This window comes from Reyranella sp. (assembly GCF_965249915.1).
Lineage (GTDB): Bacteria > Pseudomonadota > Alphaproteobacteria > Reyranellales > Reyranellaceae > Reyranella.
Genome location: NZ_OZ252257.1, coordinates 444578 through 464634 on the forward strand (window position 1 = coordinate 444578; position 20057 = coordinate 464634).

Consider the following 20057-nt stretch of genomic DNA (forward strand, 5'->3'; position numbering starts at 1 on the left):
ACATGGCCGGCGGTACTCCGAAGCATCCCTATCATCTGGTCGACCCCAGCCCGTGGCCGGCGCTGGGTTCGTTCGCGGCGCTGGTGCTGGCGTTCGGCTTCGGCTTTGCGCTGCATCCGGACATGCTGGGGCCGGGCTTCGGCGCCTTCATGAAGTCCGTGCACTGGTGGGGGCTGGCCCCCGGCCTGCTCCTGGTGCTGGGCGTCATGTACTGGTGGTGGTCCGACGTCATCGCCGAGTCGCGCGTCTATCACACCGCGGTGGTCCAGCTCGGCCTGCGCTACGGCATGATCCTGTTCATCGCCTCGGAAGTGCTGTTCTTCGCAGCCTTCTTCTGGGCGTTCTTCGACGCCGCGCTTTACCCCGGCGCGCCGAACATGCCGGTCCGCGCCGAAGCCACCGGCGGCATCTGGCCGCCCAAGGGCATCAGCGTCATCGCGCCGTTCGACCTGCCGCTGATGAACACGCTGATCCTGCTGCTGTCGGGCACCACGGCGACCTGGGCGCATCACTCGATCATCGAGGGGAACCAGAAGGACGCCGTTCGCGGCCTGCTCTGCACCGTCCTCCTCGGCATGATCTTCACGGGCGTCCAGGCCTACGAGTACCTTCACGCGCCGTTCACGTTCGGTCAGGACATCTATACGTCGACCTTCTTCATGGCGACGGGCTTCCACGGCTTCCACGTGCTGGTCGGCACGATCTTCTTGATCGTCTGCCTGATCCGCGCCTCGAAGGGCCAGTTCAAGCCCAAGCAGCATTTCGGCTTCGAGGCCGCTGCCTGGTACTGGCACTTCGTCGACGTGGTGTGGCTCTTCCTGTTCTTCTGCATCTACTGGTGGGGCGCCGGCAAGGCACCGATCGCCCTGCACTGAGCCAGGCATACAGGCTATCTTGGAACCGCCGGGTGCTCCCCGGCGGTTCGTCTTTGGGAGACACCCTTTGTCCGACTGGCCCCGCCAATCTCCCCTCGACGTCGCTCTGCGCGGCGCCTGCCCGCGCTGCGGGAAGGGACGGCTGTTCGCCGGCCTGCTGAACGTCGTGGATCGCTGCGCCTCATGCGGCCTCGACCTGCGCGGCAACGATGCGGGCGACGGGCCGGCGGTGTTCGTCATCCTGGGACTGGGCGCGATCATCATGATTCTCGTCTTCTGGGTGGAGTTCCGCTACGAGCCGCCGTGGTGGCTGCACGTCGTCATCTGGCTGCCGCTCACCTTCGCACTTGCCGTCGGTATGCTGCGCTTCCTCAAGGCGCTGCTGGTCGCCCAGCAGTTCGTCCATCGCACGACCGAACTCGACGAATAGGGGAAACACGATGATCCGGCTGAGGCCCGCTCTCTGGCCCACGCTCGTCTCGCTGCCGATCCTGGTCCTCTCGCTGGGACTGGGCCTGTGGCAGATGGAACGCCGCGAGTGGAAACGCGACATCCTCGACCGTATCGCCACCAACCAGGCGGCGGCGCCGATGACGCTCGACGAGCTGCTCACCGGCAATCCGCTGCGCCATGAGTACGGGCGCGTGAAGGTCACCGGCACCTTCGAGCATGGCCACGAGTTCTTCCTGGCCGCGCGCAGCCTGAAGAACAAGGTCGGCCTGCAGGTCATCGTGCCGTTGAAGGCCGATGACGGGCGGATCGTCCTGTTCGATCGCGGCTGGGTGCCGGACCGCGCTGCCGCAACACAGGCCGCGGTGCAGCCGGCGGGGCGGGTCGAGCTCACCGGCCTGGTGCGCCGCTCGCAGATCAGGGCACGCTTTGCGCCTGAAAACGTGCCGGAGAAGAACGTCTGGTTTCAGGCCGACGTGCCGCTGATGCGCAAGATGGCGGGCGCGCCGCCGGATCCCAAGCTGGACACGTTCTTCCTCGAGGCCGATTCGACGCCCAATCCGGGCGGCATCCCGGTTGGCGGCCAGACGCGGCTCGAGATTCCCAACGACCATCTCCAGTACGCCATCACCTGGTTCCTGATCGCTCTGGCGCTGGCCGGCGTCTATCTCGCCTATCACTGGGAGAATGGCCGGCTGGAGATCAACGGGCGCAGGAAGACCCCATGATCGCCAACGATCCCTATGCCGAGCTGGAGCGCCGCTTCGCGCGCCTGAGCGCCATTGGCCGCGCCTCGGCGATCCTGAACTGGGACCGTTCGACCATGATGCCGGACGGGGCCACCGAGGATCGCGCAGACCAGCTGGCGACCCTGGGCGTCATCGCCCACGAGATCATTGCCGCCCCCGAGATGCCCGATCTCCTCTCCCGTGCAGAGGAAGGCAGGGCCGCGCTCGATCCCTGGCAGGCCGCCAATCTGCGCGAGATGCGCCGCTCCTGGGTGCACGAGAGCGCCCTGCCGTCCGACCTCGTCGAGGCGCGCACGCGGGCCTGCTCGGCCTGCGAACTGGCCTGGCGCTCGGCGAAAAAGAACGCCGACTTCAAGTCGCTGCTGCCTAGTCTCACCGAGGTCCTGAACATCACGCGGCGGGTGGGCGAGGCCAAGGCGGCGGCATTGGGCACCTCGCTCTACGACGCGCTGCTCGACGAGTTCGAGCCCGGCGGCCGTTCGGCGCGCATCGATCTGCTGTTTGCCGAACTGCGCGGTTTCCTTCCTGATCTCCTGGGACGTGTACTCGAGCGCCAGAAGAGCCGCCCCGATCCGCTGCCGCTCAAGGGGCCGTTCCCGGTCGAGGCCCAGCGTCGGCTGGGCGAGGAGCTGATCCGGCGGATCGGCTTCGACTTCCATCACGGCCGCCTCGACGTTTCGGCGCACCCCTTCACCGGGGGCACCTCGGACGATGTGCGCATCACCACGCGCTACGACGAGGCCGATTTCGCCCGCGCCCTGATGGGCGTGCTGCACGAGACAGGGCACGGCCTCTACGAGGCAGGGCTGCCCAAGGCCTGGCGCCGCCAGCCGGTCGGCAATGCGCGCGGCATGACCCTGCACGAGAGCCAGTCGCTGCTGATGGAGATGCAGGCCTGCCGAAGCGACGCCTTTCTGACGTTCGCAGCCCCGCGCATGCGTGCCGCCTTCGGCAAGGACGGGCCGGCCTGGACCGAGGAGAACATCCACCGGCTCTACACGCGGGTGGCCCCGGGTTTCATCCGCGTCGATGCCGACGAGGTCACCTACCCGCTGCACATCATGCTGCGCTACCGGCTGGAGCGGGCCATGCTCTCGGGCGACCTGGCGCTGGCCGACCTGCCGGGCGCCTGGAACGACGGCATGCGCGAACTTCTCGGGATCGTGCCGCCGGATGACGCCCTCGGCTGCCTCCAGGACATCCATTGGCCGGACGGCGGGTGGGGTTATTTCCCGACCTACACGCTGGGCGCGCTGGCCGCGGCCCAGCTCTTCACCGCCGCCCGCCGCGCGCATCCGGACCTGATGAAGGCTATCGGCCAAGGCGATTTCGCCCCTCTGCTGGGGTGGTTGCGCGCCAACGTGCACGGCAAGGGCTCGATCGCGACGACAGACGAGATCCTGACAGAGGCCACCGGCGCGCCGCTGGGCGCCGCCGCCTTCAAAGCGCATCTGGAAAGCCGCTACCTCCAGGCGTAAGAGGGAGCCATGCTCGACCTCCGTCCGAACTGCGAATGCTGCGACAAGGACCTGCCCAACGGCGCGTCCGACGCCCTGATCTGCACCTTCGAGTGCACGTTCTGCGCAGACTGCGCGCGAACCCGCCTGGGCGGACATTGCCCCAACTGCGGCGGCGATCTGGTCAAGCGCCCGACCCGACCCGAGAAAGCGCTGGCCAGGTTCCCGGCCTCCACCAAGCGGGTCCGCAAGGACCACGAGGCCTGCAAGCAGGTCGCCTAGTCGGAGTTTCCTTTGCGTTACATCAGCACGCGCCATGGCTCGCAGGGCAACCCTGCGCCGCTCGGCTTCGAAGACATCATGCTTGCGGGCCTGGCCCGTGACGGCGGCCTCTATCTGCCGGCCGAATGGCCGCAGTTCAGCAAGGCCGAGATCGCGGCCCTGAAGGGGCTGAGCTATACCGAGCTCGCCTTCCGCATCATGAAGCCGTTCGTCGGCGACACGTTCGACGACACCACCTTTCGTCGCCTGATCGGCGAGGCCTATGCCTCGTTCGAGACGCCGGAGGTCGCACCGCTGAAGCCGCTGGGCGAGTCGGGCCTGCACCTGCTCGAACTGTTCCATGGCCCGACGCTCGCCTTCAAGGACGTGGCGCTTCAGCTCTTAGGCCGCATGCTCGACCAGACGCTGACGACCCGCGGCCAGCACGCCACCATCGTCGGCGCCACCTCGGGCGACACCGGCTCGGCTGCCATAGAAGCCGTGCGCGACCGCAAGACCATCGATATCTTCATGCTGTTCCCGCACGGCCGCGTGAGCGAGGTCCAGCGTCGGCAGATGACGACGGTGCTGGCGCCCAACGTCCACAACATCGCCGTTCAGGGCACGTTCGACGACTGCCAGGATCTCGCAAAAGCCTGCTTCAACGACCTCGCGTTCCGCGACAGGCATGCGCTGACGGCGGTGAACTCGATCAACTTCGCCCGCGTGATGGCGCAGATCGTCTATTATTTCTGGGCGGCGCTGAAGCTCGGCGCCCCGGAGCGCCCCGTGGCGTTCAGTGTCCCCAGCGGCAATTTCGGCAACGTCTATGCGGGCTATGCCGCCAAGCAGATGGGCCTGCCGATCTCGCACTTCGTGGTCGGCGCCAACAGCAACGACATCCTCGCGCGCTTCTTCGAGAGCGGCACGATGACGACCTCCGAGGTCGTGCCGACCTTGAGCCCCAGCATGGACATCCAGATCTCGAGCAACTTCGAGCGTCTGCTGTTCGACCTCTACGATCGCAACGGCGCCACCCTGGCGGATGTGATGACGGCATTTCGCAGCACCGGCACGCTGAAGGTCGGCGGCAACGTTCTGGCAGGCGTCCGTGAGCTGTTCGATGCCGGCCGGCTCGATGATGCCGGGACGCTGGCGGCCATGAAGGACTGCCTGACGCGCTACGGTGAGACGATCGATCCGCATACCGCGGTGGGCTATGCGCTGGCTCAGCAGCATCGCCGCGATCCCGCCATTCCCATGGTCGTGCTGGCGACGGCGCATCCCGCCAAGTTCCCCGACGCCGTCGAGAAGGCGACCGGCCACCGGCCGCGTCTGCCGGCGCGGCTCGCCGACCTGCTGGAGCGGGCCGAGCGCGCCGACGGGATCGCCAACGACGTCGCGGCCCTGAAATCCATGATCGACGAACGACGGGAAATGGCCGCCGCGCCCGCGGCCAGAAACAAGGTGCGCACGTGAGCAATGTAAAGGTTACGACTCTGGGCAATGGCCTGCGCGTCGCCGTCGACCCGATGCCCGAGGTGGAATCGGCGTCGCTCGGCATCTGGGTCGCCTGCGGCACCCGCCACGAGACCGCCGAGCTGAACGGCATGGCGCACATGCTCGAGCACATGGCGTTCAAGGGTACGCGCACCCGCAGCGCGCGCGCCATCGCCGAAGAGATCGAGAATGTCGGTGGCAGCCTGAACGCCTATACGGGGCGGGAGATCACCGCCTATCACGCCTCGGTGCTCAAGGAAGACGTGGCGCTGGGCATCGAGATGGTGTCGGACATCCTGCGCAACTCGGTGTTCGATCCCGACGAGCTGCAGCGCGAGCGCGGCGTCATCCTGCAGGAGATCGGCCAGGCGCTCGACACGCCCGACGACCTGATCTTCGACCAGTTCCAGGAGACCGCGCTGCCGGGCCAGCCGCTGGGCCGGCCGGTGCTCGGCACCGCAGCCTCGGTCGAGGCGATCGGCCGGGACCATCTCTTTGCCTATCTCGCGCGTCACTACACGGCCGGCAACATGGTCCTGTCGGCGGCCGGCCGGGTCGAGCACGACCAGATCGTCGATCTCGCCGAGAAGCATTTCGGCTCCGTGCCGCGCACCCCGGCCAATGCCGAGCGGCCGGTGCCGCTCGCCTATGTCGGTGGCGACGGCCGCGAGCAGAGGGTGCTCGAGCAGGCGCATCTAGTACTGGGCTGCGAGGGCATCGGCTATCGCGACCCCGACTACTTCGCGCTGGCCATCTACTCGACGCTGTTCGGCGGCGGCATGTCTTCGCGCCTGTTCCAGCGCATCCGCGAGGAGCGGGGCCTGGTCTACGGCATCCACTGTTTCAATACCGCCTATGCCGATGGCGGCCTGTTCGGAATCTATGCCGGCACCGGCGAGGACGATCTCGCCGAGCTGGTGCCTGCGGTGTGCGAGGAATTCGTTACTGTCGCCGATACGCTCAACGAGCAGGAACTCGTGCGCGCCCGCAACCAGATCAAGGCCGGCACGCTGATGGCTCTGGAGTCCAGCGGCGCGCGCTGCGAGCAGGCGGCGCGTCACCTGATCGTCCACGGCCGCACGATTCCCTATGCCGAGATCGTCTCGCGCATCGAGGCCGTGGACCAGGACGCCGTGCGCCGGGTCGCTCGCCGCCTGCTGCAGGGCGAACTCACCCTCGCTGCCCTGGGCCCGATCGACGGGCTCGAGTCGCTCGACAAGATCGCCGGGCGCCTCGCGGCGTAAGAGCGCGCGCGCTACTGACAATCCTCATCCTGAGAAGCCCGCCGCAGGCGCGCGTCTCGAAGGATGGGCTGCCAATCCACCTGTAATCCGCCCTTGGAGACGGCTGCTGCGCAGCCTCCTCAGCGTGAGTGGTGTTTTGCTCAGGCCGCCTTGGGCAGTTCCGCCGGGGCGGTGCGGGGCGGAACGCCGATCGCGGCGCGTTCGATGGCGGTCCTGATCTCGGCGCTGCGGCGGACCAGACTGTAGCGCAGGCCGGTGTAGAGATTCATCGGGAACGGCATCGGGGCGTTGAAGTCGATGATCAGCACGACCCGCGTCTCGTCGGTCTGGTTCTTCACCCAATGCTCGCGCGTGTCGTCGAACACCAGCGGTTCGCCTTCCTTCCAGAAGAAGTGGTGGCCGCCGATCTCGATCCAGCACTTCTCCGGCTCGCTGGGCACGATCAGCGGGTAGTGGAAGCGGATGATGCCGGCGGCAGATCCCCGGTGCGGCTCGATCTCGGCGCGGCCGGCCAGGATGCTGAACAGCGCCGTGTGGACGCCGGGGATGCGCGCGATGGCGGCCATCGTGTCCGGCACCGCTGCGGCGTTCTCCGGCACGTCGTGGCCCCACAGCTTCAGCAGGAAGGTGCGCCAGGCGCGGCCCGGCACGTAGAGGTCGCGCGGGTGGACCTCGTGGAGGGCCGGAATCTCTTCATGATGGCTCAGCAGATAGTCGAGGTCGGCCTTGATCTTGGCGTGGCTCTTCTTGAGCTCGCCCAGCACGGGGAAGACCTTCATTGCATCCTCGCCGCCCAGCGGCAGCTTCGGCATGTTGCGAAGGATCATATCCGAAAGCTTGAGGTTGAAATCCTCCAGCGGCTGCTGGGGAAGCCAGATGTGCTTGGTGAGATAGAATCTGCCCTTTTCGCCGATAGCGGGCTTGTTTGCCGAGTCCATGACCGATGTGCCCCGAGAACTTCCGATGGGTGGATGTAATACGCCCGTTTGGCCGAAAGGCGGCGGCTCCTCTGGCAGCGCCGGGCGTGGCGGACCGTCTCAATTTCCTACGTCATACCCCGGAAAGCATGCAAGAATTCCGAAGAACCACGAGTGTAGCCCAATATGTTCCGCTTTGCCGACGTCCCGTTGTCGCTGTCAGGGATGACCCGGATCTCCGGGAAACGCGTGTTTCTGCGTGCGCCGAGCATGGACGACTGGCCGGAATGGGCCGAATTGCGGGCCCGCAGTCGGGCGTTCCTCACGCCCTGGGAGCCCACCTGGCCCGAGGACTCGCTGGCGCGGGACCACTATCGGCGCCGGCTGCGCCAGCAGGCCAAGGAGTGGCGGGCGGGGGAAGCCTATGGCCTGTTCGTCTTCACCAATGAAGGCCGCCGGCTGGTCGGCGGCATCAACCTCAGCAATGTCCGCCGCGGCGTCGCCCAGACGGCGTCCGTCGGCTACTGGATGGGCCAGCCCTATGCCGGGCAGGGCCTGATGACGGACGGTCTGCGTGCCACCCTGCCTTTCGTGTTCGACGACCTGCGGCTGCACCGGCTCGAGGCCGCCTGCCTGCCGCACAACGAGCCTTCCAAGGGCGTCCTGACGAAGGTCGGCTTCCATGAAGAGGGGCTCGCCCGGCAGTATCTGCGCATCAACGGACAATGGGCCGACCACCTGCTGTTTGCGTTGCTGCGCGCCGACTACGATGCGCTGCTTCGGGCGCCGCGATAACGGGCAGGAGATCCCTCCATGCGCAATCTGACCCCGACCTCGATCACCCAGGCCTTTGCCGACTATGCCCGCAACGCGCCGTCGGAACGCGCGCGGACGCTGCTGGTCTCCCTGGCCGGGCACCTGCACAGTTTCGTCCGCGACAACAAGGTGACCCAGGCCGAATGGGGCGCTGCCATCGATGCGCTCACGCGGGCCACGCAATTCACCGACGACAAGCGCAACGAATACATCCTGTTCTCCGACCTGCTCGGCGTGTCGTCGCTCGTCGACATGGTGAACGCCGCGGGCAACGGCACGCCATCGTCCGTCCTCGGCCCGTTCCATATCGAAGGTGCGCCCGAGTTGCCGAATGGCGGCGATCTGTGGCGCGGCCAGGTGGGCGAGCCGCTGGTCGTGAGCGGACGTGTCGTCGACGCAGAGGGCGCGCCCGCCAAGGGGACCGTGCTGGCGATCTGGCAGAACGCCGGTAACGCGCTCTATGCCCAGCAAGACCCCTCGCAGTCCCCGACCAACTATCATGCACGCCTCGCCGTGGCCGAGGACGGCACCTTCGCCTTCACCACCGTGCGACCCGTTTCCTACAAGGTGCCGGACGACGGTCCGGCCGGCGACATGCTCCGTGTCCTGGGCCGCCACGCCTGGCGGCCGGCGCATGTCCACATGATCATCCGGACACCCGGGCACGAGCCGCTGATCACCGAGTTCTTTCCCGAGGATGACGCGCATCTCGACGCGGATGCGGTGTTCGGCGTGCGCGCCGGCCTCGTCCTGCCCTTCGCCAAGGTGACCGACCGCGCCGCGCTGCCCGCCAACCTCGCGGCCCGCGACACGCTGCCCTTGCCGGTCTGGGCGACGCGGCTCGACCTGACCCTGCCCGCGGGTTGATGCCGCTCGTTCGCCTCCGCGATGTCTCAAGGGTCTTCACGAACGGCGTCCAGGCGCTGGGCGGCGCTTCGCTCGACATCGAAGCCGGCGAATTCCTGAGCGTGCTCGGCCCCTCGGGCTGCGGAAAGTCGACCCTGTTGCGCCTCATTGCGGGCCTCGCCGAGCCGACCGCCGGCACGATCGACTGGCCACAGGGCAGGCCCGACCTGGGCTTCGTCTTCCAGGAACCGACCCTGATGCCGTGGACGACGGCGCTGGCCAACGTGGCGCTGCCGCTCAAGCTGCGCGGGCTGGCGCGCTCCGAGCGCGAGGCGCGCGCGGCCGGGGCACTCGCGGGCGTGGGGCTCCAGGGCTTCGAGAAGAGCTATCCGCGCGAACTGTCCGGCGGCATGAAGATGCGTGTGTCGATCGCGCGGGCCCTGGTCACGGGTCCGAGGCTCCTGCTGATGGACGAACCCTTCGCCGCGCTCGACGAGATCACGCGACGCAGGCTGAACACAGACCTGCTGGAACTGTGGCAGCGCACGCAATTCACCGCCGTGTTCGTGACCCACTCGGTGTTCGAATCGGTGTTCCTGTCGCAGCGCATCGTGGTGATGAGCGCACGCCCCGGCTGCGTGCGCTCCGAACTCGCCATCCCGGCGCCCTATCCGCGCAGCGAGGCCTTCGGCACGTCCGCCGACTACGCCGCCCTCTGCCGCCTGACCTCGACGCGGCTTTCCGAGGCGATGGCGGCATGAGCGCCCGTTTTTCAGAGCCCGACCTCGTGCTGAGGAGCCGGGCGCAGCCCGGCGTCCCGAAGCATGGGCTCCGAACGCTTCGCCTGATCCCATCCTTCGAGACGCGACGCTGCGCGTCGCTCCTCGGGATGAGGCTGGGAATGATCCCATGAGCGCACGCATCGTCGCTCCGGTCCTGATGGGGCTGTTCATGCTGGTCCTGTGGGAAGGGCTCGTTCGGGCGATGGCGATCCCGCCCTATATCCTGCCGGGGCCGATCCTGGTGGCGAAGACGCTGGGGTCGGACTGGGGCACGCTGTGGCCCGCGCTGGTGGTCACGCTCACGATCACCCTGGAGGCCTTGCTGGCGGCGGTGGGGATCGGAGTCGCGCTGGCGCTGCTGTTCTCCCTGTCGCGCTGGATCGAGCTGTCGCTCTTCCCCTACGCCATCATCCTCCAGGTGACGCCGATCGTGGCCATCGCGCCGCTGATCATCGCCTGGGTCGATGACGTCAACGTCTCGCTGCTGATCTGTGCCTGGCTGGTGGCCTTCTTTCCGATCCTGTCCAACACCGTGCTGGGCCTGCGCTCGGTGGACCGCAACCTGCTCGACCTGTTCGACCTCTATGGCGCGAGCCGCTGGCGCACCCTGGTCGAGCTGCGCCTGCCGGCAGCGCTGCCGTACTTCCTGGGGGGCCTGCGCATCTCCGGCGGGCTGGCGCTGATCGGCGCCGTGGTGGCGGAATTCGTGGCGGGGTCGGGCGGCCGCGAGTCGGGCCTCGCGTATCGCATCCTCGAATCGGGCTACCAGCTCAAGATCCCGCGCATGTTCGCAGCCCTGGTCCTGATCTCGGCGGCGGGCATCGCGATCTATCTGCTGCTGTCCCTGGTCTCGCACCTCCTGCTGCGCCGCTGGCACGAAAGCGCGCTCGCTGCGGAGGGGTGAGGCGGCTGGATATGATCATGGCAGCGTGCCATTGCGGGTGCGCGCTGCGAAGAACCGGCGCGAACCCCGCAAGGCAAACCCACCCATAGTTGGCACACTTGCGATCCGTTGGCAGCGATGTGCGCGGCGCGGAAAGTGTGCGCGTGCATGACACGAGAACGGGCCCAATCGGTGGATTGGCGGTCGCGCGTCAGGTCAGGTGCAGACCACGCGGTGGCTTGAACCGTGACGGGTTCCGACGCTTTACCCACAACCCGGCGGAATGTTAGCTTTCGAACAGTTCGCGGGGCATCCATCAAATGTGGGTTTGGGCGTTGTCGCCGGCTGTACCCGTGTCTCTGGTGACACTCTTGGTTGCAGTCACAGGGCTGATCGGAGGGGACACCTGATGCGAGAACCATCGGTGGCAAAAGCGCCGGTTGTGGCATTTCCGAGTGCAGAAATTCCGCGGCATGGCGACAATCCAAGGTATTGCTGATGGATTTTAATGCAACCATGAAAGTTGTGCGAGTTCTGGTCACTGCCCCGCGCCTGAAGGAAAAGCGATGACGTTCGGCAATCGTATCGCCGCGATCATGTCGGTCGTGCTGCTCGCGAGCTTCGGCACCATGATCGCGATCACCTTGTCCGATCTGCGCGACGACATGCGCCAGCGGCAGGGTGCGGCTCTCAAGACCGTCGGCCTTACGTTGCGTTCCACGTTGGAACGAAACGGCAATACGGCGCTTGCGCTGGCGCAGGTCTTCGCTCTGCAGCCGGGTAATGTCTCGGCGGTTGCCAACAGCGACCGTAGAGCAATCCTTGAGAGGCTGCAGCCGGTCTACGCCTATCTCAGCAAGCAGAATGGCGTGGAAATGCTGCAGTTCCAGAGCGCCGATCTCAAGATGTTCCTGCGCGTTCAGGAACCGGACAATTTTGGCGAAGACGTCGCGCAGTCTCGCCCGATGGTCGTCGCGGTCAATCACAGCCATACGGGTCAGAGTGGTGTCGAACTGGGACGGCGAGGGCTCGCCCTGCGGGGCATAGCGCCGATCATGGATGGCTCCACCTTGGTCGGGACTGCCGAGGTCGGGCTGGGGCTCCCGGACCTGATCCGGGCCGTCAAGACGCGAACAGGCGCGGAGGTCGCGGTCGTTCTTTCGGTTGGCATGGGCGCGCAGCAAGGCGACAAGAAGGTATACGGCGACCTCTTCGTCAACGAATCGACCGACAACACGCTGTTTGCGCGGTTGCTGGAAGCAGCATCTCCGCGTCTGGCGCGCGAGGACACCTTCGCTGAAGCCGTGCTCGACGACGCGACCTGGGGCATCGTGGTCACGCCGCTGCTCGACTACAGCGGACGCATGATCGGCGGCTTCGTCGCCGCGGCGAATTTCACGACCCTGCACGCCAGCTACTGGCGCCAGGCCTGGAAGCTGCTTTTCGTGGCGTTTGCCGCGGTGGTTGTCTGCTTCAGCGTCATCGCCGTGGCAATGAAGAGCTTCGTCGCTCGTCCACTTCAGGTGCTGGGCGACTGGCTCGAAGCCCTGGCGGAGGGTCGTCAGGCTGGCAGCGCCGTTCCGCCGCCAGGTGCCGCGGACTCCGACCGGATCGTAAAGGCGGCGACGGCGCTGGCGGGTCGGGTGGCGTCGGACTCTGCCGACGCGACAGAGCCTGCGACATGAGATGGGCCTTCGCCCTGATGGCGATCCTGATCGCATGGTCATGCCCCGTGCTGGCACAAAGCGCGGCGTCACCACCCAGTCCGCCCTCCGTGCCGGCAGGCGTCGAGCTGCCCATCGAGGTGCGCCTGTCGGTGCGCATCCTCAACATCACCCGTTTGATCGAGACGACGGGCGAGCTCAGCGCCTCGATCGAATATACCCAGCGCTGGGTCGATCCCGGCTTGCGTTTCGATCCGGTCGCGCAAGGCGAGGAGCATATCGACCTGACGGGGGCCGCGGCCGAGGCCCGTCTCGGCCAGATCTGGCGGCCGGGAATTACCATCGACAATATGATCGGCAACCCGCGCTCGCAGACCGTGTTTCTGTCGATATTCTACGACGGCAGGGTCGTGCAGATTCGCCGGCTCGATGCCGACTTCCGCATCCGCGCCAACATGTCGAGCTTCCCCTTCGACACGCAGTACCTTCCGCTCAGCTTCAGCACGGCGCGACATGCAGCCCACGAGGTCGCACTCACGACGACCGAGTTCGACCGCAATTTCTCGACGATCAATCCGGACATCTCGGCGAACAATTGGAAACCGCGCGGAGTCTCGTTCGTGCAGAGCAATTTCTTCGGCTGGAACGCCCGTCCGTTCTCGCGCATTACGCTGATCGCGACGGTCGAAAGAGACTGGACGCGCTACATACTGCGCCTGTTCGTGCCATTCATCGCCATCATGTCGCTGTCTCTGTTCCTGTTGTGGGCGTCCACGAGTGTGTTGCCGAACACCCAGCGGGTGCCCATGGTGTTTTCGACGCTGCTCGCACTCGCGGCTCTCAGCTTCACTTTCGAAGCGAGCTTCCCTGGCTCGATCTCGATGAATTCCCCAATCGCGGCAATGATTTCCATGGGATATCTCTATCTGCCTGTGGTGCTGGTGATCGACCTGTTCCCCGGTCTCGACAACAGTCGTTTCGCGCGGCGTTTTCCCTACCTTCTGCCGGAGTTGCGTCGGAACCTTCGGCTGACCGTGCCTCTCTTGTTCCTGGGGCTTTGTCTGTATTCATTGTTGCCGACGATCGAAAGATAAGGTCGGGACTCCCAACCGGAATGGCTCTCCAGCTTCGGTTTCTCAGCAGAGCGAGCCACCCCGCAGGAAGCCTGTCGTCAGGGCGCTCGAGAATTTGAGACAGTGGTCCAAGCGGCGGCGGGCATCGCCGGTCCATTCGCTTCTCGGCATGAGCTGCCATGGCACGCCCGTGAATCTGCGAAAAGCCCGCTGTCATCGGCTCTTGGGCGTGTGGAGAGCTGAAATGCGCGCCTGGCATTTCGGCCAAGGAGGAACGTCGATTCAGCCGCGCTGCCGAGCGGCCCGGGCGAGGAAGAACGATGCCGTCGCCACGCCCGCGGCCAGCAGGAGATAGCCCGCCTCATAGACGCCGGTGATGGCCAGCACGGTGCGGAAGAGGAGCGGTGACAGGAGGGCGCCGCAGAAGACGAAGAGCTGCGTCGCGCCGGTGAACTCCGCGGCCCGGCCCGGCGGCGCCCGCGACGCGCTCTCGGCGATGAACACGCCGTTCCAGCCGACGGCGGTGCCGCCCAGGATGGTGCAGACGATGTAGACCGCAGTGGTGGGCCAGGCGGGTGTCGAGAAGGACATCGCTGTGGCGGCCATCGCGATGATGGCGCCAATCCCCGCCAGCACCGCCGACGGCCTGCGCAGCAGGTCGGCGAGCGCGCCCCAGAAGATGCGGCCGAAAGCGCCGGCGACAGTCGCTGCCGACAGGAGCGCGCCGGCCAGCACGTAGGACATCTGCAGCCCATCGACGGCATAGACGACGGTGAAGTTCACCACGATGGCCTGCGTGGCCGAAAACAACATGCCGATGAAGCACATCGGCCGCAGGATCGGATCTCGCCAGGCGAGCTGCAGCGGCTCCAATATCTCCGCCAGCGTCGGCAGGCGCGCCGAACCGCCGCTGCGCTCGTCGTCGTACAGAGCGCGCAGCGGCTGGATGGCGATGGCGGCGGCGATCGAGAGGACGCCGACCGAGGCCGCGGCCCAACGCCAGCCGAAATCGAGCGCCAGGGTCGGCAGCACGGCGCCGCAGATCGCGAAGCCCAGCGGCACGCCGCTCTGCTTCAGCGAGAAGGTGACGTTGGCCAGCCGCCGCGGAGACACGCGCGCCAGGATGTGGGAGCTCGCAATGGTGAGGGGGCCGGAGCCCAGGCCGACGATGAAGGCCGAAAGCGCGGCCATAGCGACGCCGCCCGTCGCGAAGACGAAGGAGCCCAGCGCCGCAATCGTGAGACCGGTCTGGATGAAGCGGATCGGCCCCAGCCTTCGGGTGATCGTGCCGCCGCCCACGGTCGAGATCATCGCCGCGAGATAGACGATCGACACGTAGTAGGCGACGTCTGCCGCCGCGACGCCGAACTCGGCGGCGGCGGCCGGCGCCAACACCGAGGCCTGATTGAACACCATCGTCGAGACGACCTGGATCAGGGTCAGCGAAACGAGGGCTGCGAGATAGCGGCGAAGATCTGTCGGCGCGGCGGACATGCGCCGGGACTATAGCGACCGGATTCAGGCGGGCGAGGAAACTCTCGGCGAGACGCGGTCAGGCGAAATTGCCGGCGCTCGTTTCGCTACCGGCCGCTGCGCCGTGCCGGCTTGCCGCGTCCCCCCGAACCCGTGCGCACGCCGCGGAAGACCCGCGAATGCTGCATCTTGCCGAGGTGGACGCCGACATTGGCGCTGGCGGCCTGGCCCGGCAGTTCGAGCTCGTGCGCTTCGAGGCGGCGGATCTCGTCGCGCAGGCGGCCGGCTTCCTCGAACTCGAGGTCGGCGGCGGCGGCGCGCATGCGCTTCTCGAGCTCGACGATGTGGGTGCGCAGATTGTGCCCGACCAGGTGCACGTCGCCCGACACGCCGGTGTCGACCGTGTAGTGGTCGCGCTCGGCGGTCGATTGCAGGATCTCGGCGATGTTGCGTTTCACCGAGGCCGGCGTGATGCCGTGTTTTTCGTTGTAGGCGGTCTGCTTGGCCCGGCGACGGTCGGTCTCCGAAATGGCGTACTTGATCGAGTCCGTCATCTTGTCGGCATAGAGGATGACCCGGCCCTCGACGTTGCGCGCGGCACGGCCGATCGTCTGCACCAGCGAGGTCGGTGAACGCAGGAAGCCTTCCTTGTCGGCGTCGAGGATGGCGACGAGTGCGCATTCGGGAATGTCGAGGCCCTCGCGCAGCAGGTTGATGCCAACCAGCACGTCGAAGGCGCCGAGTCGCAGGTCGCGAATGATCTCGATACGCTCCAGCGTGTCGATGTCGGAATGCAGGTAGCGGCAGCGGATGCCGGACTCGTGCATGTACTCGACGAGATCCTCGGCCATGCGCTTGGTGAGCACGGTGACCAGCACGCGCTGGCCCTTCTTCGCGCAGTCCTTGCACTCGGCGATCAGGTCGTCGACCTGCTTCTCCACGGGCCGGATCAGGACCGTCGGGTCGATCAGGCCGGTCGGACGGATCACCTGTTCGATGAAGGCGCCCTGGGTGCGCGCCATCTCCCAGTCGCCCGGGGTGGCGCTGACATAGGTCGTCTGCGGCCGCAGCGCGTCCCATTCCTCGAATTTCAGGGGCCGGTTGTCGATCGCAGAGGGCAGCCGGAAGCCGAACTCGGCCAGCACGCTCTTGCGGTTGAAGTCGCCGCGGAACATGCCGCCGATCTGCGGCACCGTGACGTGGCTCTCGTCGCAGATCAGCAGGGAATGCTCAGGGAAGTATTCAAACAGGGTAGGGGGCGGATCGCCGGCCTTGCGGCCTGTCAGATAGCGCGAATAGTTCTCGATGCCGGCGCAGGCGCCGGTCGTCTCCATCATCTCGATGTCGAACAGCGTGCGCTGCTCGAGCCGCTGCGCCTCCAGCAGGCGGCCGGCGCGGTTGAATTCCTCCAGCCGCTGCTTGAGGTCGGCTTTTATCTGCTCGATCGCCTTCTGCAGTGTGGGCTTGGGCGTCACGTAGTGGCTGTTGGCGTAGACGATGATGTCGTTCAGCGACAGGGTCTTGTCGCCCGTCAGGGGATCGAACTCGGTGATCGATTCGATCTCGTCGCCGAACATCTCGAAGCGCCAGGCGCGATCCTCGTAGTGGGCCGGGAACAGGTCGATCGTGTCGCCGCGCACCCGGAAGCTGCCCCGCTGGAAGGCATTGTCGTTGCGCTTGTACTGCTGCTCGACGAAGCGACGCAGCAGGCTGGTGCGGTCGATCTTCTGCCCCTTGTGCAGGCGGAAGGTCATCTTCTGGTAGTTCTCGAGCGGCCCGATGCCGTAGATGCAGGAGACCGACGCCACGATGATGACGTCGTCGCGCTCCATCAGGGCGCGCGTCGCGGAGTGGCGCATGCGGTCGATCTGCTCGTTGATCGACGAATCCTTCTCGATGAAGGTGTCGGTGCGGGGGACGTAGGCTTCGGGCTGGTAGTAGTCGTAGTACGAGACGAAGTACTCGACGGCGTTTTCCGGGAAGAAGCCCTTCATTTCGGCATAGAGCTGCGCCGCCAGCGTCTTGTTGGGCGCCATCACCAGCGCCGGCCGTCCCTGGCTCGCGATCACGTTGGCCATGGTGAAGGTCTTGCCCGAGCCGGTGACGCCCAGCAGGACCTGGTCGCGTTCGCCGCTTTCGACCCCGGCGATCAGCTGTTTGATCGCCTCGGGCTGGTCGCCGGCGGGCGTGTAATCGGACACGAGCTTGAAGGGCTTGGGCGTTATGCCTTCGAGCTCCGGCCGCCGCTGGATGTACGGCATCAGGAGGGGGGCAGCCGGAACCGCGAGATTCTTTGAGGCCATGACCTCCATTATATGATGCGCGCCCGGCGCTCCGGCAATGCTAGCGTCGGCGCGCGATGCCGGACCTGTTGAGCGCTCCTTTCCTTATTTCCGCCCTCGTTGCCTGCATTGCAGGCACGGTGCGGGGCTTCGCCGGATTCGGCGCCGCGATGCTGATGACGCCGGTCTTCTCGGCCCTGTATGGGCCCGCGGTGGGCATTGCGCTCTGCCTCCTGCTGGAGATCGCGGTCGCCCTGCCGCTCGTGCCGGGCGTGGTGCGGCTGGTCGACTGGCGGCGGATCGGCCTGTTGCTGTTGGCGGCGGCGATTGCCGTGCCCCTCGGCACCCACACGCTGACCGGGGTCGAGCCCGAGCCGATGCGGTGGGCGATCTCGGCCATCATTCTCGGGGCGGTCATCCTGCTGGCCAGCGGCTGGCGTTACGCCGGGCGCCCGAACGCGGCGGCCACGGTCGCCGTCGGTGCGACCAGCGGCTTCCTGAACGGGCTCTCGGGAATGGCCGGCCCCCCGATCGCCTTCTACTATCTGGCGGGCAACGAGCCGGCCGCGCGCGTGCGGGCCAATCTCACGACCTACTTCGTGTTCGTCGACCTGATCGCCCTCGCATCGTTCGCGACGCGCGACCTGATCGGCTGGAGCACCGGCGTGCAGGGCCTGTTTCTCGCCCCGGCGGTGATGCTGGGCGGCGTGGTGGGCGAGCGGCTGTTCCCGCTGGCCAGCGAGACATTCTATCGGCGACTCGCACTGGGCCTCCTGGTCTGCGTCGCCATCGGCTCCCTCCTGCTATAAGGACACGGCATGAGGATCTGGGACAAGATCGTGGAAGGCATGAACGGCCTCGGCATCGCCGAGCTGCTGGGCCTGTCTTCGCCGGCAGCCGATGATGGCGGCCACCCCGGCCTGCGGCAGATCGGCTTCACCATCGGCGTCATCGCCCTGGGGGCCAAGATGGCGCGCGTGGATGGCCAGGTCTCTGAGGTCGAGAGGGCGGCGTTCCGTGAGTTCTTCCAGGTGCCGCCGGGCGAGGAGGAGAACGTCGAGCGCTTCTTCGACCTGGCCAAGCGCGATGCCGGCGGCTTCGAGACCTATGCCCGCCAGGTCGCCGCACTGTTTCCCGACGCGCCGGAAGTCCTGGAAAACGTGATCGAGGGCCTGTTCAGCATCGCGCAGGCCGACGGCAAGATCGACGTGGCGGAAGCCGACTATCTCGTCAAGGTCGCGAACATCTTCGGCCTGCCCAGTTCGCGTTTCGAGCGCGCAAAAGCGGCGGCCCTGGGGGCGGTGGAGTGCGAACCCTGCGTCGTGCTGGGCATCGATCCGCTGGCGACCGACGAGCAGATCCGCGAAGCCTGGTTGCGGCAGGTCCGTGCCAACCATCCCGACCGGCTCATGGCGCAGGGGTTGCCGGAAGAGGCGATCGCGGTCGCCAACCGCAAGCTTGCGCTGATCAACGACGCCTATGACCGGCTGCGCAGGCAGCGCGGTCTCGTGCCGGCCTGACCATGAAGCTGATCGACCTGCCGTCGCCCAATCATGCGCCCAGGCCGGACGGCACGGTCGTCGATATCCTCGTGCTTCACTACACGGAGCTTCCGTTGCAGGAGTCGCTCGACATCCTGCGCGATGCGACACGCGAACACCGTGTCAGCTCACACTACGTGCTCGATCTCGACGGTACGGCCTACCGCCTGGTGCCCGAGGATCGGACCGCGTGGCACGCCGGCAAATCGTGGTGGCGTGGCCGCGAGGCGCTGAACGGCACCTCGATCGGCATCGAGATCGTGAACCTGCACGGCGATCGGCACGATTATCCGGCGGCGCAGATCGAGGCTCTGATCGAACTGTGCCGGGCAATCCTGGCGCGCCATCCGGCGATCGAGCCGCGCAACGTCGTCGGCCACTCCGACATCGCGCCCCAGCGCAAGATCGATCCCGGGCGGCGCTTTCCCTGGAAGCGATTGGCGGAGCAGGGGATCGGCCTGTGGCCGAAGGCCGGGACGCGGCCGCTGGATGGCGATTTCCACAAGGCGCTTCAGCGCTTTGGCTATGCGCCGCCGCTCGCCGTGCCGCCGAGAGAGATCGTGAAGGCCTTCCAGCGCCACTACCGGCCGGCCCAGGTCGACGGCATGATCGATCCCCAGACGCGCTCGCAGTTGGCGGGCCTGCTTGACCCGATGGGGGGAGCAGCCTAGTCAGGCGCCGGATCAGACGGCTGGATGGCTGCACTTGGGCGGGTAACCGCGCGGGTGAGGAAAGTCCGGGCTCCACGGAGACACGGTGCCGGATAACGTCCGGCGGGGGCGACCCCAGGGAAAGTGCCACAGAAAACAGACCGCCTGCCTGGCTCGCCAGGACGGTAAGGGTGAAACGGTGGGGTAAGAGCCCACCGCGCGACCGGCAACGGAAGCGGCACGGCAAACCCCACCGGGAGCAAGACCAAATAGGGGCGACACGCCGGGCAACCGGCAGCGGTGTTTCCGCGTCGTCGCCCGGGTCGGTCGCGCGAGGCGTTCGGTAACGGGCGTCCCAGAGGAATGGCCATCCATCGCTTTCGGGCGAGGACAGAACCCGGCTTACAGGCCGTCTGACCCACTTCATTCCCGCTCGAGCCATTGACTCTACAACCCGTTGTGTTTTCCGATGGTCGGCGAGCATAGATGTCGTGTCTAAGTCTTTCAGATTCCTTGTGGATTCCTGCCGTTGATAATTGCATCCCGGGCTTTCCCATGATATCCCAATGTATCCCGTGTAACAGGCGGCGCAGG

Annotated in this window: 18 protein-coding genes, 1 other RNA gene and 1 pseudogene; 17 read left to right on the top strand and 3 right to left on the bottom strand. The window is 66.5% G+C overall.

Annotated elements, in window-relative coordinates; all coding sequences use genetic code 11:
• Positions 1-2: 2 nt before the first annotated feature.
• From ACP15H_RS02180 to ACP15H_RS02210, 7 genes are all read left to right on the top strand, one after another.
• On the top strand, positions 3-875 hold the full coding sequence (locus ACP15H_RS02180) for a cytochrome c oxidase subunit 3 (protein WP_425064588.1): 873 nt from the start codon (positions 3-5) through the stop codon (positions 873-875).
• 67 nt (positions 876-942) lie between these two features.
• Entirely contained in the window at positions 943-1305 is a 363-nt protein-coding gene (locus ACP15H_RS02185) for a DUF983 domain-containing protein (RefSeq protein WP_425064589.1), read from the top strand.
• 10 nt (positions 1306-1315) lie between these two features.
• Positions 1316-2053, top strand: a complete 738-nt coding sequence (locus ACP15H_RS02190) for an SURF1 family protein (protein ID WP_425064590.1) — start codon at positions 1316-1318, stop codon at positions 2051-2053.
• On the top strand, positions 2050-3552 hold the full coding sequence (locus ACP15H_RS02195; protein ID WP_425064591.1) for a carboxypeptidase M32: 1503 nt from the start codon (positions 2050-2052) through the stop codon (positions 3550-3552). Before ACP15H_RS02190 ends, ACP15H_RS02195 begins: the two co-directional genes overlap by 4 nt.
• Before the next feature lie 9 nt (positions 3553-3561).
• A complete protein-coding gene (locus ACP15H_RS02200) occupies positions 3562-3813 on the top strand; it encodes a DUF1272 domain-containing protein (protein WP_425064592.1) in 252 nt (83 codons plus the stop codon).
• A 12-nt stretch (positions 3814-3825) separates the two neighbouring features.
• On the top strand, positions 3826-5271 hold the full coding sequence (thrC, locus tag ACP15H_RS02205) for a threonine synthase (RefSeq protein ID WP_425064593.1): 1446 nt from the start codon (positions 3826-3828) through the stop codon (positions 5269-5271).
• On the top strand, positions 5268-6536 hold the full coding sequence (locus ACP15H_RS02210) for a M16 family metallopeptidase (protein WP_425064594.1): 1269 nt from the start codon (positions 5268-5270) through the stop codon (positions 6534-6536). Before thrC ends, ACP15H_RS02210 begins: the two co-directional genes overlap by 4 nt.
• A gap of 140 nt (positions 6537-6676) precedes the next feature.
• Here the strand turns inward: ACP15H_RS02210 and ACP15H_RS02215 are convergent, their stop codons facing one another.
• Positions 6677-7474 carry an aspartyl/asparaginyl beta-hydroxylase domain-containing protein gene (locus tag ACP15H_RS02215; protein ID WP_425064595.1) on the bottom strand — a complete coding sequence of 266 codons (798 nt, stop codon included), beginning with the start codon at positions 7472-7474 and terminating at the stop codon, positions 6677-6679.
• 165 nt (positions 7475-7639) lie between these two features.
• Here ACP15H_RS02215 and ACP15H_RS02220 point away from each other — a divergent pair, with 165 nt between their 5' ends.
• The 6 genes from ACP15H_RS02220 to ACP15H_RS02245 all read left to right on the top strand — a co-directional run bounded on the left by ACP15H_RS02220 (position 7640) and on the right by ACP15H_RS02245 (position 13538).
• On the top strand, positions 7640-8248 hold the full coding sequence (locus tag ACP15H_RS02220; protein WP_425064596.1) for a GNAT family N-acetyltransferase: 609 nt from the start codon (positions 7640-7642) through the stop codon (positions 8246-8248).
• Between the two features lie 18 nt (positions 8249-8266).
• Positions 8267-9136, top strand: a complete 870-nt coding sequence (locus tag ACP15H_RS02225) for a dioxygenase (RefSeq protein WP_425064597.1) — start codon at positions 8267-8269, stop codon at positions 9134-9136.
• Positions 9136-9876, top strand: coding sequence for an ABC transporter ATP-binding protein (locus ACP15H_RS02230; RefSeq protein WP_425064598.1), 741 nt, complete (start codon positions 9136-9138; stop codon positions 9874-9876). Before ACP15H_RS02225 ends, ACP15H_RS02230 begins: the two co-directional genes overlap by 1 nt.
• A 148-nt stretch (positions 9877-10024) precedes the next feature.
• The gene (locus tag ACP15H_RS02235) at positions 10025-10801 is read left to right on the top strand and encodes an ABC transporter permease (RefSeq protein ID WP_425064599.1); all 777 of its coding nucleotides are present in this window, start codon (positions 10025-10027) and stop codon (positions 10799-10801) included.
• A gap of 545 nt (positions 10802-11346) precedes the next feature.
• Positions 11347-12465 (top strand): cache domain-containing protein, encoded by a 1119-nt coding sequence (locus ACP15H_RS02240; RefSeq protein ID WP_425064600.1) that lies wholly within the window; start codon positions 11347-11349, stop codon positions 12463-12465.
• Positions 12466-12482: 17 nt separating this feature from the next.
• Positions 12483-13538, top strand: a complete 1056-nt coding sequence (locus ACP15H_RS02245) for a neurotransmitter-gated ion-channel ligand-binding protein (protein ID WP_425064601.1) — start codon at positions 12483-12485, stop codon at positions 13536-13538.
• A gap of 261 nt (positions 13539-13799) precedes the next feature.
• Here the strand turns inward: ACP15H_RS02245 and ACP15H_RS02250 are convergent, their stop codons facing one another.
• Together ACP15H_RS02250 and uvrB are read right to left on the bottom strand one after the other, a co-directional pair.
• A complete protein-coding gene (locus ACP15H_RS02250; RefSeq protein WP_425064602.1) occupies positions 13800-15011 on the bottom strand; it encodes an MFS transporter in 1212 nt (403 codons plus the stop codon).
• Positions 15012-15097: 86 nt separating this feature from the next.
• A pseudogene (gene uvrB / locus ACP15H_RS02255) lies at positions 15098-17475 on the bottom strand (excinuclease ABC subunit UvrB).
• Here uvrB and ACP15H_RS02260 point away from each other — a divergent pair.
• The 4 genes from ACP15H_RS02260 (at position 17443) to rnpB (ending at position 19884) form a co-directional block, all read left to right on the top strand.
• Positions 17443-18081, top strand: a complete 639-nt coding sequence (locus ACP15H_RS02260; protein WP_425064603.1) for a TSUP family transporter — start codon at positions 17443-17445, stop codon at positions 18079-18081. The pseudogene uvrB and the gene ACP15H_RS02260 overlap by 33 nt on opposite strands.
• 9 nt (positions 18082-18090) lie before the next feature.
• Complete coding sequence (locus tag ACP15H_RS02265; RefSeq protein ID WP_425064604.1) at positions 18091-18792, top strand: TerB family tellurite resistance protein; 702 nt, start codon at positions 18091-18093, stop codon at positions 18790-18792.
• 2 nt (positions 18793-18794) lie between these two features.
• Positions 18795-19484: an N-acetylmuramoyl-L-alanine amidase gene (locus ACP15H_RS02270; protein ID WP_425064605.1), complete on the top strand. Its 690-nt coding sequence runs from the start codon at positions 18795-18797 to the stop codon at positions 19482-19484.
• Positions 19485-19496: 12 nt separating this feature from the next.
• An RNA gene (gene rnpB / locus ACP15H_RS02275) (RNase P RNA component class A) lies at positions 19497-19884 on the top strand.
• Positions 19885-20057: the final 173 nt, after the last annotated feature.

Excerpts from the sequence above, each read along its gene's own strand:
- ACP15H_RS02180 (WP_425064588.1), top strand. The coding sequence starts at position 3 with ATGGCCGGCGGTACTCCGAAGCATCCCTATCATCTGGTCGACCCCAGC.
- ACP15H_RS02190 (WP_425064590.1), top strand. The coding sequence starts at position 1,316 with ATGATCCGGCTGAGGCCCGCTCTCTGGCCCACGCTCGTCTCGCTGCCG.
- ACP15H_RS02195 (WP_425064591.1), top strand. The coding sequence starts at position 2,050 with ATGATCGCCAACGATCCCTATGCCGAGCTGGAGCGCCGCTTCGCGCGC.
- ACP15H_RS02200 (WP_425064592.1), top strand. The coding sequence starts at position 3,562 with ATGCTCGACCTCCGTCCGAACTGCGAATGCTGCGACAAGGACCTGCCC.
- ACP15H_RS02215 (WP_425064595.1), bottom strand. The coding sequence starts at position 7,474 with ATGGACTCGGCAAACAAGCCCGCTATCGGCGAAAAGGGCAGATTCTAT.
- ACP15H_RS02220 (WP_425064596.1), top strand. The coding sequence starts at position 7,640 with ATGTTCCGCTTTGCCGACGTCCCGTTGTCGCTGTCAGGGATGACCCGG.
- ACP15H_RS02225 (WP_425064597.1), top strand. The coding sequence starts at position 8,267 with ATGCGCAATCTGACCCCGACCTCGATCACCCAGGCCTTTGCCGACTAT.
- ACP15H_RS02230 (WP_425064598.1), top strand. The coding sequence starts at position 9,136 with ATGCCGCTCGTTCGCCTCCGCGATGTCTCAAGGGTCTTCACGAACGGC.
- ACP15H_RS02235 (WP_425064599.1), top strand. The coding sequence starts at position 10,025 with ATGAGCGCACGCATCGTCGCTCCGGTCCTGATGGGGCTGTTCATGCTG.
- ACP15H_RS02240 (WP_425064600.1), top strand. The coding sequence starts at position 11,347 with ATGACGTTCGGCAATCGTATCGCCGCGATCATGTCGGTCGTGCTGCTC.
- ACP15H_RS02245 (WP_425064601.1), top strand. The coding sequence starts at position 12,483 with ATGGCGATCCTGATCGCATGGTCATGCCCCGTGCTGGCACAAAGCGCG.
- ACP15H_RS02250 (WP_425064602.1), bottom strand. The coding sequence starts at position 15,011 with ATGTCCGCCGCGCCGACAGATCTTCGCCGCTATCTCGCAGCCCTCGTT.
- ACP15H_RS02260 (WP_425064603.1), top strand. The coding sequence starts at position 17,443 with ATGCTGATGACGCCGGTCTTCTCGGCCCTGTATGGGCCCGCGGTGGGC.
- ACP15H_RS02265 (WP_425064604.1), top strand. The coding sequence starts at position 18,091 with ATGAGGATCTGGGACAAGATCGTGGAAGGCATGAACGGCCTCGGCATC.
- ACP15H_RS02270 (WP_425064605.1), top strand. The coding sequence starts at position 18,795 with ATGAAGCTGATCGACCTGCCGTCGCCCAATCATGCGCCCAGGCCGGAC.